Origin of the sequence: Bradyrhizobium sp. CSA207 (assembly GCF_029051685.1) — a bacterium.
Lineage (GTDB): Bacteria > Pseudomonadota > Alphaproteobacteria > Rhizobiales > Xanthobacteraceae > Bradyrhizobium.
Window position 1 is genome coordinate 223,999 of record NZ_JAACFT010000007.1, and the last position, 12,302, is coordinate 236,300.

The window sequence follows — 12,302 nt, forward strand, 5'->3', positions numbered from 1 at the left end:
AATCATCGATCAGTTCGCTTAAGGCGCGGAAAACGGATCGAGCAATGATACGCCGGCGGCTGCGATATCGGCAACGTTGCGCGTCACCAATGTTAGGCCGTGTACCTTGGCGGTAGCGGCGAGAAGACTATCAATGAGGGGCAAAGGATTGGGAATTCCAAGGAGCGCCCAGGTCTCAGCGACGGTCTCGTCGATCGGCAAAACGCGGTCTGCGAGTCGGGTCCGCATTTGCGCAAACCATCGATCCAGCGATTTCGCCTGTTGCGGATCGTTGCGCCTTTTTAGTTCGATGCCTCGACGAATCTCGGCCAGCACCAGGACGCTCGTTCCGATATCCTCTACCGGAGTCTGGTTGACCCAACGAATGACGTTCGGGTCGGCTCGTTCGCGCTTGCGGATTTCGGAAATAACGTTGGTGTCGAGCAGGAATCTCACAAATCGACCTCGCGCCAGGCGTCCCGCCGTGGCTGATCGAATACGCCGCTAAAGGCTTCGTCAGGAAGGTCGGAGCCAAAGACATCGAAGGCGGTCTTGATCTCAGGATTGAGGAGAGCGTTGGCCAGAGTCGATCGAAGTGCGTTAGCCTTTTCGGACTTGTCGCGCAGCGTTTCAGCCAGAGCGCGGATTAGCTCCGCATCTTTCCTGGGCGTTTGGACTTCCACGCGTACCAAGCCGCGCGCCGCAGCGCGGCGCCGGTGGGTGCGAGTAGCTTTCCGCTGTGATTTGGTCGCCACTGATCTTGCCTCCATCGCTATCCGGTTATATAACCGGAAATTGAGCCAAGTGCGATCCTAAAATCTCTCTCGCCGCCACAAACAAAACCCCCGGCAGAGCCGGGGGCAACGTCATGATCTCTCGCGTGTAAGGTGAGAGAAATCAGGTGACCTTGAGGTTCTCCGCGGACGCCTTGCCGCGGTTCTCCACGAGGTCGTATTCAACCACCTGGTTTTCGTTGAGGGTGGAGAGTCCGGCGCGCTCGACGGCAGAGATGTGGACGAACACGTCCTTGTCGCTGCCGTTCGGCTTGATGAACCCATAGCCCTTGGTCGGGTTGAACCATTTGACGGTGCCCTTTTGCGGCATCGGTAGTCTCCTCCGCTAGATACAAAAAAGACGCGGCCGCTTTTCGCGTGCCACGCCACAAACGGGCTTCCGGAAGTCTGTTCGAGTCTTGAATCTCAATGTCGCGAAACGCACAGCCGAGCGCCAATTCCGATTGTGTCCGATATTGCAACATGAAAATCGCGCGTTAGCAAGCCGTACGCGAATTTCAAGACCAGGTGGGCCGCATCGAGATGCAATTTGCGACCTGTGGCAGCGGAACCACAATCGAGGGCAATCGCCCTTGCCTGAGGGCTTGAACCGATTGACGCTCCCTGGCGGTTCAGCACAAATCGCCACACGCGCTGCAAGCGCGTGTTGCATTTTTGTGCGCCGCTTTTTTGCTTCAGGATTTGTCGTCATGTGCTGCCCATCGGAGCCCTCCGGGACACGGCAGACGATCGGATTGGGCCGGGTCCGCCGGATCGCGACCGCGATTGCTGTAGGCTTGGCATTCGTTGTGGTGGTGTCGGGGGCCACGCCCGGTTATGCGCAAAGTCCGACACCCACTCCGACACCCACTCCGACCCCGACGCCCACGCCGTCACCGATCCCGGTTCCGATGCCGACCTCGACCAACTACGACCGGTCGGCCGGCAATGCTACGCTCAACCTCGGTTCAGGGTTCTTGGAGCGGCTCGGCAACCAGGCATCGGGCGGCGTCAACCGGGCATTCCGTACCAATCCCGGTGGCGGCGGCGCCTCCGAGGGCACGGAGGATCCGCGCTACCGCACCTGGTTCGAGGGCTACGGCATCTCGGTCCGGTCCGATGCGCAGGGTGATTTCGTCGGTGACAAGCGCAAGACCTTTGGCGGCGTCGCCGGCTTTGGCGCGCGGCTGGCGCCGGGCGTCAATATCGGCTTCTCCGTCGACCAGAGCCACACCGACATCGACGTGCCGCTCGCGCTCCAGTCGGCAACGCTTGACCTGACCCAGCTCGGCTTCAACGGCTCCGTCGACAAGGGGCCGTGGACCTGGGCTTTCGCGGTAGTGCATGGTTTCGGCAAGGTCCGTTCCAGCCGGGACACCGGCTTTGGCCTGGCGACGGCGGGCTATCGCGCGTCCATCGACGGCGCGCTGACCGAGGTCAGCTATTATTGGACCAAGGATCAGATGCGGATCGTGCCAAAGGGGGCGCTCGAATATGTCCGCGCCACCAGCGCGGCATTCCAGGAGGCCGGCGGACTTGATCCATTGAACGTCGGCTCGACCGCGCTCTCGCGCGCGCGCGTCATGATCGGAGCCGAGATCGGGCGTTACTTCATCTTCGACCGGAAGATTCTGGACCTGTCAGCCTATGGCAAGTTCGTCGACAATTTCTATCAGAACCTGGGCGCGATCCAGGTCAGCCTGGGAACCGAGAGCATCGTGGTGCCTGGCATCGGCGAGAGCCGCTACGGCATGGATGCCGGGGCCTCAGCCTCGCTCAGCCTGACCAGCACCGCGCGGCTCTACGTCAATTACGATGCCAAGTTTCGTAACGAGCTGAGGTCGCATCAAGGCACGGTCGGTTTCGAATATCGCTGGTGAGGCGAAGCCCGGCTACAGAAGCCCGCCTATATCGGCGTCGCCGCGACATACCCGGTCAGGCCAAAGCCATCGCGCGCGGCCGTCATCATCGGCACCAGCGCGTTCGGATGGATGAACTCGTCGCGGAAGCAGGGATAGGTCTTGGGATCGAAGATCTTCTTCAGCCACTCGACCACGATCTTGTGGCGCTCGGAGGCGCGAAACTCCTTGTGATAGGTGAGCCAGAGATCGGCGTGGTGGCTGACGCCGAGATCGACCGCAACGAGCGAGGCGCCGAGCGCGATCGACACCGTTGGCAGGAAGCCAATGCCGGCGCCGCGCTCGACCGCATAGAGTGCACCCACCGAGGAGTTGGTCTTGATCCCGACGATGCCTTCGAGCGACGTCAGTCCGAGGATGCGGGCGTAGGCGGTGTCGTCGACCTGCGGCGCGGTCTGCTTCACGATCCTGTGGTTCTTCAATTCGGCAAGCGTCGCCGGCACGCCGTAGAGGGTTTCGTAATCCTTGGAGACGAAGGGATAGATGTGGAGACGACCGAGCTTGGCGACGATGAGATCGGGATTGGTGGGCGGCTCGAGCTGGATGGCGATATCGGATTCCAGCCGCGCGACGTCGGCCTGCTCCATGGCGCAGCGCAGATCGACAGCGATCTTGCGGTAGGTCTTCTGAAAGTCGATCAACCGCGGCAGGATCCAGAAATTGCCGGGGCCTTCCGTCACCGCGATGCGCACGGTGCCGGCCGTATCGTTCGAGGAGCGCGAGGCGCGGCGAAACACGTTGAAGGCGTGACGCTCCATGTGCGCGACGTCGGCAATCATCGCCGTGCCTTCGTCGCTGAGCGTAAGACCGCTCTGGTCGCGCAGGAACAGCTTGCAGCCGATGCTTTCTTCGAGCCGGTCGATTCGGCGCATCAGGGTGGTGCTGGTCTGCCCGAGCTCCTCGGCGGCGTTGCGGAAACTTTTATATTTTGCGCAAGCTAAAAACAGTTTCAAATCGTCCCAGGATGCGCCCAGGGCTTCTTCACGGTGCTGCATCATCGCAGCACCCCGGTGCAATAGTTGCTGCATACTCCTGATCCCCAACCGCTAAGCTCCTCGGCAAAGCGGGGCACGAAAGCGTCAAACGATAGAGGGGCGGCATCGGTATGGAAAGAGGCTGGTTTGCCGCAAGGCATGATTTCGACGCGCTGCCGCTCAGTCCGGACATTGAGGTCCGGTGCGCGAGATTTTCCGAAATTGACGCGCTTTCCGACATGGCGCGCCGCCTGGTGCCGGGGGTCCAGCTCGGAACGGCGGAGCTTGAAAGCTACTTCACGTTCGATCCCGAGAGCATCCTGACCTTCAGACGGAGGGGCGATCTGCTTGGCGGCATGGCCTTTTTGTTTCTGAACGATCGCGGACACGATGCACTGCTGCTCGACGAGATCTGCCTGACCGCGCCCGAGACGCGCTACCTCGCTTCCGCGACGGAGGCGGTTGCAGCTGTCTATATCTGGGCGATCGCGGCGACGGGACGCGGCGTCGCCGGCCTCGGCAAGGCGGCTGCGCATCTGCGCCAGGCGCGGTTTCGCGGCGCCGATTGCTATGCACAGCCTTCGACCGCAGCCGGACGCGACATCATGAGGGCGACCGGCTTCCAACCCGTGCCGAGCTTCCAACCCGACCTCTGGTGTTACGAGCGGCCCTGGAACCGGCGGCCGATGCGCTTGCCGGGCTCCATCATCCAAGCAAGGAGTTTTGCAGATGCACGGCACTAGAATTCCTCTCGCCAAGCCGGACTCCCGCGCCATCAGCATCAGGATTGCGCGCGATCCCAGCGATCTCATGCTCGTCACCGCCATCCGCTCCGCGGTCTATCTCGCAGAGCAGGATTGTCCGTTCGACGAGGAGTTCGACGGCAACGACATGGTGGCCGCGCATTTCATCGGCTTCGTCGGCAACGAGCCTGCGGGCTGCCTGCGGGTGCGCTTCTTCGGCGATTTCGCCAAGGTGGAGCGGCTCGCGGTGCGCCATCAATATCGGCGCTCGCGCGTCTCGTTCAAGCTGGTGCAGGCGAGCGTCGATTACGTGAAGCGCAAGGGGTTCCGCAAGATTTACGGCCAGGCCCAGGACCGGCTGGTCGACTTCTGGGCCCATTTCGGCGCCAAACCGCTCGGCCACAACCGCAAGATCACCTTCTCCGATTTCTCCTACACGGAGATGGTGCTGGAGATCGAGCCGGGACCGGACGCGATCACGCTGGACAGCGATCCCTATGTGATCATCCGCCCCGAGGGCGATTGGGACCGGCCGGGCGTGCTCGATGCCTCGGCGGGACGGGCCGTGACGTCACCGTTGAGGGACGTCGCGCTCGCCGGTCGTTGAAACTGGTGCAGCCGCGCGCAAGATAATGCTGGTTTCCATTCACGACGATCCGCCAATCCTGGTCTGCGCGGATCTCCAGGTCGAATATCTGACCCAGGGGCGTCGCCACGTCATCCTCGATGGCGACGCCGCCACGTCGCGTTGCCTGGAACTGCTGACGCTGTGGCGCGGCCGTCTCTGGCCGGTGATGCATTTGAAGCGCATCGCGCAGGCGGCGTGGTTCAATCCGGCATCGAGGCTGACCGATTGGATTGCCGAGGCGAAGCCGCGACCGGGCGAGATGACGTTCGAGCACCCGTTGCCGTCGGCCTACAGCTCGCCGCGGTTCGTGGACTACATGTCCAATATCCGCAACACGCGCTGCGTGCTGACGGGCTTTTCCCTGGACGAGACCATCCTGGCCACGGTGGTCGAGGGGTTTCACCGCAGCCATCGCTACCAGGTGGCAGGCGACGCCGTGGCGTGCCGGCAGCCCAATGAGGGCGATCCGGCCGCCTACAAGCAGGCAGTGGTGAATGTCATCGGCAATTTTGCTACAATCCATTCCAGCGCCGAACTGATTAAGACCAGCGGCGCCGTCGCGGTGTAGGCGGACGCGATCGGCGGATGGACAGGGTGATACATTGTCGCGGGGCGAAGAGCTGAAGGAGCTGGCGGCCGACTTGTTGCGCGCCATCGAGAGGGCACGCCGTGTCGGCCTGCCCACCACTGTCTATCTGCTCGCGATGGCGCTGGTCGAGGTCAGGGAAGCCGCCGACGCCGCCGACGGCGAGGACGACGGCGCAGCCTGAGGCCGAACCCGAATCTGAACCCGAATCTGAACCTCAGTCCTGGCCTCACGTGTGCCGCTTTGTGCAACGCTGCTGGGCGTTTGCTGCCGACGAATTGGCGTTGCAACTTGTCCGCTCTCGCAATAGCCAAGTGATGACGCCGGCTACGTGACGACTTAAGGATCCCCGCAAATGTCCATGCTGCCCAATTCGCAAGAGGCCCGGGATGTGGCCTACCAGCTCCATCCCTACACCAACGCGCGCACCCACCAGCAGGCTGGTCCGCTGGTGATCGAGCGCGGCGAGGGGCCCTACGTGTTCGACGCGTCGGGCAAGCGCTATTTCGAGGCGATGGCGGGGCTGTGGAGCGTCGGGCTCGGTTTCAACGAGAAGCGGCTTGTCGAGGCGGCGCACCGGCAGATGCAGGCGCTGCCATTCTATCATACGTTCTCCGCGAAATCGCACGGCCCCTCGATCGATCTCGCCGAGAAGCTGGTGGCGCTGGCGCCGGTGCCGATGAGCAAGGTGTTCTTCACCAATTCCGGCTCGGAGGCCAACGATACCGTCCTGAAACTGATCGCCTATCGCTCCAACGCGCTTGGCCAGCCGCAGCGCAAGAAGGTGATCAGCCGCATGCGCGCCTATCATGGCGTCACGATCGCCTCGGCAAGCCTCACCGGCCTGCCGAACAACCACCGCTCGTTCGACCTGCCGCTGCCGAACATCCTGCACACGGGCTCGCCCCATTTCTACAAGGACGGCGCGCCCGGCGAGAGCGAGGAATCGTTCGCGACGCGGCGGGCCGAGGAGCTCGATGCGCTGATCCAGAAGGAAGGGCCGGACACGATCGCGGCCTTCTTCGGCGAGCCGGTGATGGGGGCGGGCGGCGTCGTCGTGCCGCCGGCGACCTATTGGGACAAGATCCAGAAGGTCTTGAACAAGTACGACATCCTGCTGGTCGCCGACGAGGTGATCTGCGGCTTTGGCCGCACCGGCAAGATGTTCGGCTGCGAGACCTACGGCATCAGGCCCGATGCGATCGTGGTCTCCAAGCAGATCACGTCGAGCTATTTTCCGCTGTCGGCGATCCTGCTGAACGACCGCATGTTCGAGCCGATCGCGGACGAGAGCAACAAGATCGGCGTGCTCGGCCACGGCTTCACCGCGGGCGGCCATCCCGTCGGCTCGGCCATTGCGCTGGAGAACCTCAAGATCATCGAGGAGCGCGGCCTGGTCGCGCATGCCGCCGAGCTCGGTGCTTACATGCAAGGCAGACTGCGCGATCTCGCCAGCCATCCGCTGGTCGGCGAGGTCCGCGGCGTCGGCATGATCGCAGCCATCGAGCTCGTGCTCGACAAGCAGCGCAAGACCGCGGCGGCGACGCCGGGTGCCGTCGGCGGCATCGCCAGCCGCATGCTCCAGGAGCGCGGCGTGATCTCGCGCAACATGTTAGATGCCATCGCCATCTGCCCGCCGCTGATCGTTACCAAGGCCCAGATCGACGACCTCGTCGCCGCGATCTCAGGTGTGCTGGATGACATGAAGGGCGAAGTGGCCAAGCTGACGCCGGCGTAAATGCGCGGCCCAATTCCATCGCCGTCACCCTGAGGCGTGAGCCGGCGGCGCAAATGCGTCGCTGGGCGAGCCTCGAAGGGCGACGGTCCGACTGGCAGCGACAGGGGCCGTTCATCCTTCGAGGCTCGCCACGCAGCGCTCGGCGCGCTACATGGCTCGCACCTCCAGCGACAGCGGGTTTGCCGCTGCGCGGGGATGACGGTGCAACATTGTATTCGCGTTGGCAGCAAGCCGCGCCTTACGCCCGCTGGACGCCAACCACCCGGCCTTTTTCGATCGCCAGCGCCAGTTCACCGCGCTTGAGCTTCAGCGCGGCGTCGCCGAACAGTTCGCGGCGCCAGCCGCGCAGGGCCGGCACATCGGCCTCGTCGTCGCCGGCGATCTCCTCGAGATCATCGACGGTCGCGATCACCTTGCTCGCCACGGCATGCTTCTCCGCGGTCATCCGCAGCAGCACTTTCAGCAGCTCGACGATCGCGGCGCCGTTAGAATTGTTGCGCGGCTTGTCCAGCTTTGGCAGCGTGGACAAGTCCCGTGCCAGTCCGCGCTCGACCGCCGCGACGATGTCTGCGCCCCATTTGGACTTCTCGAAACCCTTCGGCACCGAGCGCAGGTGGGCAAGCTTCTCGATCGTGTTCGGGGCGTGGGTTGCGATGTCGCTGATGGCTTCGTCGCGCAGCACGCGGCCGCGCGGCACGTCGCGGCTCTGCGCTTCCTGCTCGCGCCAGGCTGCGACCTCCATCAGCACCGCGAGGTCCTTCGGCTTGCGCACCCGCGTCTTCAGCCGTTCCCAGGCGCGCTCGGGATGGAAGTCGTAGGTCTTGGGCGAGGTCAGGACCTCCATCTCGATCGAGACCCATTCGCTGCGCCGTCGTTTCTTGAGGTCGGCGTCGAGCGCGGCGAACACGTCGCGCAGATGGGTGACGTCGGACACCGCGTAGTGCATCTGCTCCTTGGTCAGCGGCCGGCGCGACCAGTCGGTGAAGCGGTGGGTCTTGTCCGGCCGGTGGCCGGTGACCTTCTCGACGAGCTGGTCGTAGGCAATGCTGTCGCCATAGCCGAGCACCATGGCGGCAACCTGGGTATCGAACACCGGGTGCGGGATGATGCCCGCCTGGTGCCAGATGATCTCGATGTCCTGGCGGGCGGCGTGGAACACCTTGAGCACGCTCTCTTTGGCCATCAGCTCGAAGAACGGCTTAAGGTCGATGCCTGCAGCCAGTGTGTCGATGACGATGGCTTCTTCCGCGCTTGCCATCTGCACCACGCACAACAGCGGGTAATAGGTGGTTTCGCGCAGAAACTCGGTATCGACGGTAATGACGGGGTGCTTGGCAAGCCGGCTGCAGGCAGCCGCTAGGTCAGCGGTGGTGGTAATCAAATCCATGAACGGCCCTTGACACGTATATCAGCCGTTCTGCCGAAAGCGCTGTGATGTCAAGGGGCTCGATGCAAATTCGAGCCCTGCATTTGGGCCGAAATCGTCCTTTTCCAGCGAAATGCTATTCGTAGCGGACCCGCTGCGAGGGTTTTCGGGCGCAGGGCAGCGCCACCACGATTACGCACATGGCGACCAGCGCCAGTCCCAGGAACTCGAAAACCAACAGATCCACGGCAAAATCCCCCCGAAAGAACGTTAGACTTGTCGCGGGCGCGTTGAGGGTCTGTTAATCGTCGTGGTTACCGGCGGTGGGACCGGCGGGATGGTGGACAGAGGGTTAACGAGTTGCGGCCGCCCAAAATGCATTCGGCGCCCCGCAGAACGGAGCGCCGAAGCTTGTTGTTTGCCTATGTGACCTGCCTCAGGGCAGCTTCAGCGACGTCTCCGCGTTGTACGGCTTGAGCGTCTCGTCCGCGGCCTTCTGCGCGGCGACGAGGGCCTCCTTGGGCTGCTTCTTGCCATTCAGGACCAGCATCACCTCGTCCTCCAGCGTCTTTCGCACCGGCACGGTCTTGTAGGTCGCGAACCATGGCTTTGCGACGTTGAGCTGCTCGACGGCGGTCTTGGCGTCGGGGTTCTTGCTCAGGAATTCGACCATGTCCGGTGTTTTGTAGGCGGCCATGTTCGGCGCGAAATAGCCGGTGGCGCGGCTCCACCACGCGCTCTTCTCGGGCGAGGTCATCCACTTGATCAGCGTCCAGGCGGCCTTCTGCTTGTCAGCCTCCAAGCCAGCCGGAATGATCAGCGAGGCGCCGCCGATCGGCACGGCGTTGCGGACGTTGCGTGGGATGAAGGCGACCTTGTAGGCGAACTTGGCGTTGTCGCGCACATAGGTCAGCGAGCCCGTCGACAGCATCATCATCGCGGCATTGCCGGAGATGAAGGAGGTGCTGACGGCCGGACCGGGGGTCGCGCCGGGCGGATGCACCTTATGCTTGGTGACGAGGTCGTTCCACCAGGTCAGCGCGCCCTGCATCGAAGGCGTGTCATAATAGACCTCGCCGCCGAACTCCTCGTTGTAGTAGCGCCCGCCATTGGTCATGGTGAGCGTTTCCATCATCCAGCCGCAATAGTCGTAGGCGCAGGGGATCGCGATGCCCCAGCGGGTGACCTTGTCGCCTTCGCGCTTGGTGAGCTTCTTGGCCCAGTCGGTGAGCTCCGCCCAGGTCTGCGGCGGCTTGTTCGGGTCGAGGCCGGCTTCCTTGGCCTGGTCGGCATTGATGTAGAGCAGCGGCGTCGAATTGTGGAAGGGCACGCCGTAGACGGAGCGGTTGATCACCGCGTTGCCCTGGAGCGCCGGGAAGAACTGGCCAAGGAACTGGTCCTTGCTGGTGCCATCGGCGGCGATCAGGGAATCCAGGTTGGTCAGCTCGTTCTCGATCTGCATGTCGAGCAGGAAGTTGGCCGACATGATCACGGCGGCCGGCGGCTTGCCGGCCTTGATCGAGGCGCGCGTCTTGATCAGCGTGTCGTCATAGGAGCCGGTGTAGACGGCGGTCGCCTTGATCGCGGGATGGGTCTCGTTGAACTCCTTGATCAGCGTGCCCATGTCGCGGGCGAGCTTGCCGTCGACCGGAACGGGGAAGAACAAATCGATCTCGGTCGGGCCTTCGGCAAGCGCCGGGAAGGCGAGGGCGCCTGCCATGGTACCTGCGATGGCGAGGCCAAGCATGAGCCTGCGGGAAAACAGCATCGAAGAATCTCCTATTTGATGCCTGAGGTGACGAAAGAGCTGATGAAGCGCTTCTGGAAGATGAGGAAGGTGATGAGCAGCGGCGCGATCACCATGAGCGTGCCGGCGGCGATGGTGCCCCAGGCCTGAGTGCCTTCGGCCGTCTTGGTGAACACGGACAGCCCAACCGTGAGCGGACGCTTGTCCGGCGAATTGATCACCATCAGCGGCCACAGGAAGTCGTTCCAGTGGCTGGTCACGGAGATGATGGCGAAGGCCGAGAAGCTCGGCATCGACAGCGGCACGTAGATGTGGCGGATGCGCTGAAACAGGCTGGCGCCATCGATCAGGGCTGCGTCTTCGAGCTCAGTGGGGATGGCTTCAAAAGCCTGGCGCATCAGGAAGGTGCCGAAGGCAGAGGCGAAGAAGGGCATCATCACGCCGGCGAGCGTGTCGTAGAGGCCGAGTTGCGCCACCAGGCTCAAGTTCGGCACGATCAGCAGCACCGGAACCAGCATGAGCTGCATCAGGAACAGATAGAAGATCAGCGTCTTACCCGCGAAGGCGAGGCGCGCGAACGCAAAACCCGCCAGCGTGATCGTGACGAACTGCACCAGCAGGATGCCGGTGCAGATGATGGTGGTGTTGAGGGTGTAGCGCGGGAAGTCGCCGATCTCCCAGGCATCCCTGATGTTGTCGAGCGTGGGCTTCAGGCTCGGCATCAGCTCGGCCATGGTGTTGATGCCGTCCGAAGCGGGCCTCAGCGTCGCCACGCCCATCCACAGGAACGGGATGAGCCAGACGATCGCGAGCAGCACGGTCAGCGCAAAACCGAGCTTTGGCGTGATCTCGCCGCGGGTGGCGAGCGGCGCATCCTTGAACAGCGCGTCGAACGGCCTCATGCCCCGCCCTCGCGGTTCGCCATGGTGCGGAAGGAGAGCGCGGTGAGGCCCATCAGCGCCGCCAGCGTCAGCAGCGTCGCCGCCGAGGCCTTGCCGATGTCGTAGTGCTCGACTGCCTGCTGGTAGATGTAGAACAGCACGAGATTGGTAGCGTTCGATGGGCCGCCCTGGGTCAAGACGAAGACGTGGTCGACCTGCGTCACCGCATTGAGCGTTGCGATCACCGTGACGAACAGGAAGGTGGGCTTGAGCTCAGGCAGGATGATGTAGCGCAGCCGCTGGAACGGCCCGGCGCCGTCCAGATGCGCCGCTTCCATCACGTCCTCGGGCACCGCCTGAAGGCCGGCCAGGAAGAACAGCATGTAGTAGCCGGCGTTCTTCCAGATCGTGATGATCATGATCGCATAAAGCGCGATGTCGGAATCGCCGAGCCAGTTCGGCAGCACCGGAAGCAGCCGGCCGATGTAGTAGTCGAGCAGCCCGACATTGGGCAGGAAGATGAACAGGAACAGCGCGGAGGCCGCGACCATCGGGATCAACACCGGCAGGAACAGCGCGGCGCGCAGCACGCTGGTCACGGCGTTGGTTCGCGACAGCGCCAGCGCGAACAATAGCGCAAGCGTGATGCTCGGGATCGCCGTGCCGACGGCATAGATCAGGTTATTGACGACCGCGCCGGTGAAGGCGGGATCGGCAAGCACCGCATTGATGTTGTCGAGGCCGACAAAGCGGACCGGCGCCTTGGGCGTGGCGCGCTGGTAGAGCGCGTCGACGAGCACGCGCCCCATCGCGCCATAGGTGAACAGCGCGAGAAAGATCAGCGAGGGCAGCAGTAGCAGATAGGCCGGCAGCGAGGTTTTGAAGCCGGTCGTGAACCGCTTCAGGATGTGCAGCCGCGGTGGTGCCGACGTCGTGACAGGAAGCGCCGCGGGCTCGGCGAGGCTCAT

At 63.3% G+C, this 12,302-nt stretch carries 14 protein-coding genes; 6 read left to right on the forward strand and 8 right to left on the reverse strand.

Annotated features, from left to right (window positions below; all coding sequences use genetic code 11):
• Positions 1-18: 18 nt before the first annotated feature.
• The 3 genes from GWG65_RS10405 to GWG65_RS10415 form a co-directional block, all read right to left on the reverse strand.
• Positions 19-435 carry a type II toxin-antitoxin system VapC family toxin gene (locus tag GWG65_RS10405; RefSeq protein WP_275195455.1) on the reverse strand — a complete coding sequence of 139 codons (417 nt, stop codon included), beginning with the start codon at positions 433-435 and terminating at the stop codon, positions 19-21.
• Positions 432-734 (reverse strand): hypothetical protein, encoded by a 303-nt coding sequence (locus GWG65_RS10410; protein WP_275195456.1) that lies wholly within the window; start codon positions 732-734, stop codon positions 432-434. The genes GWG65_RS10405 and GWG65_RS10410 overlap by 4 nt, the downstream gene beginning before the upstream one ends.
• A 142-nt stretch (positions 735-876) precedes the next feature.
• Positions 877-1,083 (reverse strand): cold-shock protein, encoded by a 207-nt coding sequence (locus GWG65_RS10415; RefSeq protein WP_275195458.1) that lies wholly within the window; start codon positions 1,081-1,083, stop codon positions 877-879.
• A 379-nt stretch (positions 1,084-1,462) separates the two neighbouring features.
• Between GWG65_RS10415 and GWG65_RS10420 the strand changes: the two genes are divergently transcribed.
• Positions 1,463-2,632: an autotransporter outer membrane beta-barrel domain-containing protein gene (locus GWG65_RS10420; RefSeq protein ID WP_275195459.1), complete on the forward strand. Its 1,170-nt coding sequence runs from the start codon at positions 1,463-1,465 to the stop codon at positions 2,630-2,632.
• A 26-nt stretch (positions 2,633-2,658) separates the two neighbouring features.
• Here the strand turns inward: GWG65_RS10420 and GWG65_RS10425 are convergent, their stop codons facing one another.
• Positions 2,659-3,699: a LysR family transcriptional regulator gene (locus GWG65_RS10425; protein WP_275195460.1), complete on the reverse strand. Its 1,041-nt coding sequence runs from the start codon at positions 3,697-3,699 to the stop codon at positions 2,659-2,661.
• A gap of 77 nt (positions 3,700-3,776) precedes the next feature.
• On the opposite strand from GWG65_RS10425, the gene GWG65_RS10430 reads away from it, so the two are divergent.
• The 5 genes from GWG65_RS10430 (at position 3,777) to GWG65_RS10450 (ending at position 7,340) form a co-directional block, all read left to right on the forward strand.
• A complete protein-coding gene (locus tag GWG65_RS10430; protein ID WP_275195461.1) occupies positions 3,777-4,388 on the forward strand; it encodes a hypothetical protein in 612 nt (203 codons plus the stop codon).
• Positions 4,375-4,995, forward strand: coding sequence for a GNAT family N-acetyltransferase (locus tag GWG65_RS10435; protein ID WP_148740934.1), 621 nt, complete (start codon positions 4,375-4,377; stop codon positions 4,993-4,995). Before GWG65_RS10430 ends, GWG65_RS10435 begins: the two co-directional genes overlap by 14 nt.
• Before the next feature lie 25 nt (positions 4,996-5,020).
• Positions 5,021-5,584 (forward strand): isochorismatase family protein, encoded by a 564-nt coding sequence (locus GWG65_RS10440; protein ID WP_275195462.1) that lies wholly within the window; start codon positions 5,021-5,023, stop codon positions 5,582-5,584.
• A 34-nt stretch (positions 5,585-5,618) separates the two neighbouring features.
• Entirely contained in the window at positions 5,619-5,786 is a 168-nt protein-coding gene (locus GWG65_RS10445) for a hypothetical protein (protein WP_275195463.1), read from the forward strand.
• A 171-nt stretch (positions 5,787-5,957) separates the two neighbouring features.
• Complete coding sequence (locus tag GWG65_RS10450) at positions 5,958-7,340, forward strand: aspartate aminotransferase family protein (protein ID WP_275195464.1); 1,383 nt, start codon at positions 5,958-5,960, stop codon at positions 7,338-7,340.
• Between the two features lie 238 nt (positions 7,341-7,578).
• Here GWG65_RS10450 and rnd read toward each other — a convergent pair whose 3' ends face one another.
• The 4 genes from rnd to GWG65_RS10470 all read right to left on the reverse strand — a co-directional run bounded on the left by rnd (position 7,579) and on the right by GWG65_RS10470 (position 12,302).
• A complete protein-coding gene (gene rnd / locus GWG65_RS10455; RefSeq protein WP_275195465.1) occupies positions 7,579-8,727 on the reverse strand; it encodes a ribonuclease D in 1,149 nt (382 codons plus the stop codon).
• 415 nt (positions 8,728-9,142) lie between these two features.
• A complete protein-coding gene (locus tag GWG65_RS10460; RefSeq protein ID WP_275195466.1) occupies positions 9,143-10,474 on the reverse strand; it encodes an ABC transporter substrate-binding protein in 1,332 nt (443 codons plus the stop codon).
• A gap of 11 nt (positions 10,475-10,485) precedes the next feature.
• Entirely contained in the window at positions 10,486-11,355 is an 870-nt protein-coding gene (locus GWG65_RS10465; RefSeq protein ID WP_275195467.1) for a carbohydrate ABC transporter permease, read from the reverse strand.
• Positions 11,352-12,302, reverse strand: coding sequence for a sugar ABC transporter permease (locus tag GWG65_RS10470; protein WP_275195468.1), 951 nt, complete (start codon positions 12,300-12,302; stop codon positions 11,352-11,354). Before GWG65_RS10470 ends, GWG65_RS10465 begins: the two co-directional genes overlap by 4 nt.

Bases quoted from the DNA above. Each gene is read 5' to 3' on its own strand.
- GWG65_RS10415 (WP_275195458.1), bottom strand. From the start codon at position 1,083: ATGCCGCAAAAGGGCACCGTCAAATGGTTCAACCCGACCAAGGGCTAT.
- GWG65_RS10420 (WP_275195459.1), top strand. From the start codon at position 1,463: ATGTGCTGCCCATCGGAGCCCTCCGGGACACGGCAGACGATCGGATTG.
- GWG65_RS10425 (WP_275195460.1), bottom strand. From the start codon at position 3,699: ATGCAGCAACTATTGCACCGGGGTGCTGCGATGATGCAGCACCGTGAA.
- GWG65_RS10430 (WP_275195461.1), top strand. From the start codon at position 3,777: ATGGAAAGAGGCTGGTTTGCCGCAAGGCATGATTTCGACGCGCTGCCG.
- GWG65_RS10435 (WP_148740934.1), top strand. From the start codon at position 4,375: ATGCACGGCACTAGAATTCCTCTCGCCAAGCCGGACTCCCGCGCCATC.
- GWG65_RS10440 (WP_275195462.1), top strand. From the start codon at position 5,021: ATGCTGGTTTCCATTCACGACGATCCGCCAATCCTGGTCTGCGCGGAT.
- GWG65_RS10450 (WP_275195464.1), top strand. From the start codon at position 5,958: ATGTCCATGCTGCCCAATTCGCAAGAGGCCCGGGATGTGGCCTACCAG.
- rnd (WP_275195465.1), bottom strand. From the start codon at position 8,727: ATGGATTTGATTACCACCACCGCTGACCTAGCGGCTGCCTGCAGCCGG.
- GWG65_RS10460 (WP_275195466.1), bottom strand. From the start codon at position 10,474: ATGCTGTTTTCCCGCAGGCTCATGCTTGGCCTCGCCATCGCAGGTACC.
- GWG65_RS10465 (WP_275195467.1), bottom strand. From the start codon at position 11,355: ATGAGGCCGTTCGACGCGCTGTTCAAGGATGCGCCGCTCGCCACCCGC.
- GWG65_RS10470 (WP_275195468.1), bottom strand. From the start codon at position 12,302: ATGAGCCTCGCCGAGCCCGCGGCGCTTCCTGTCACGACGTCGGCACCA.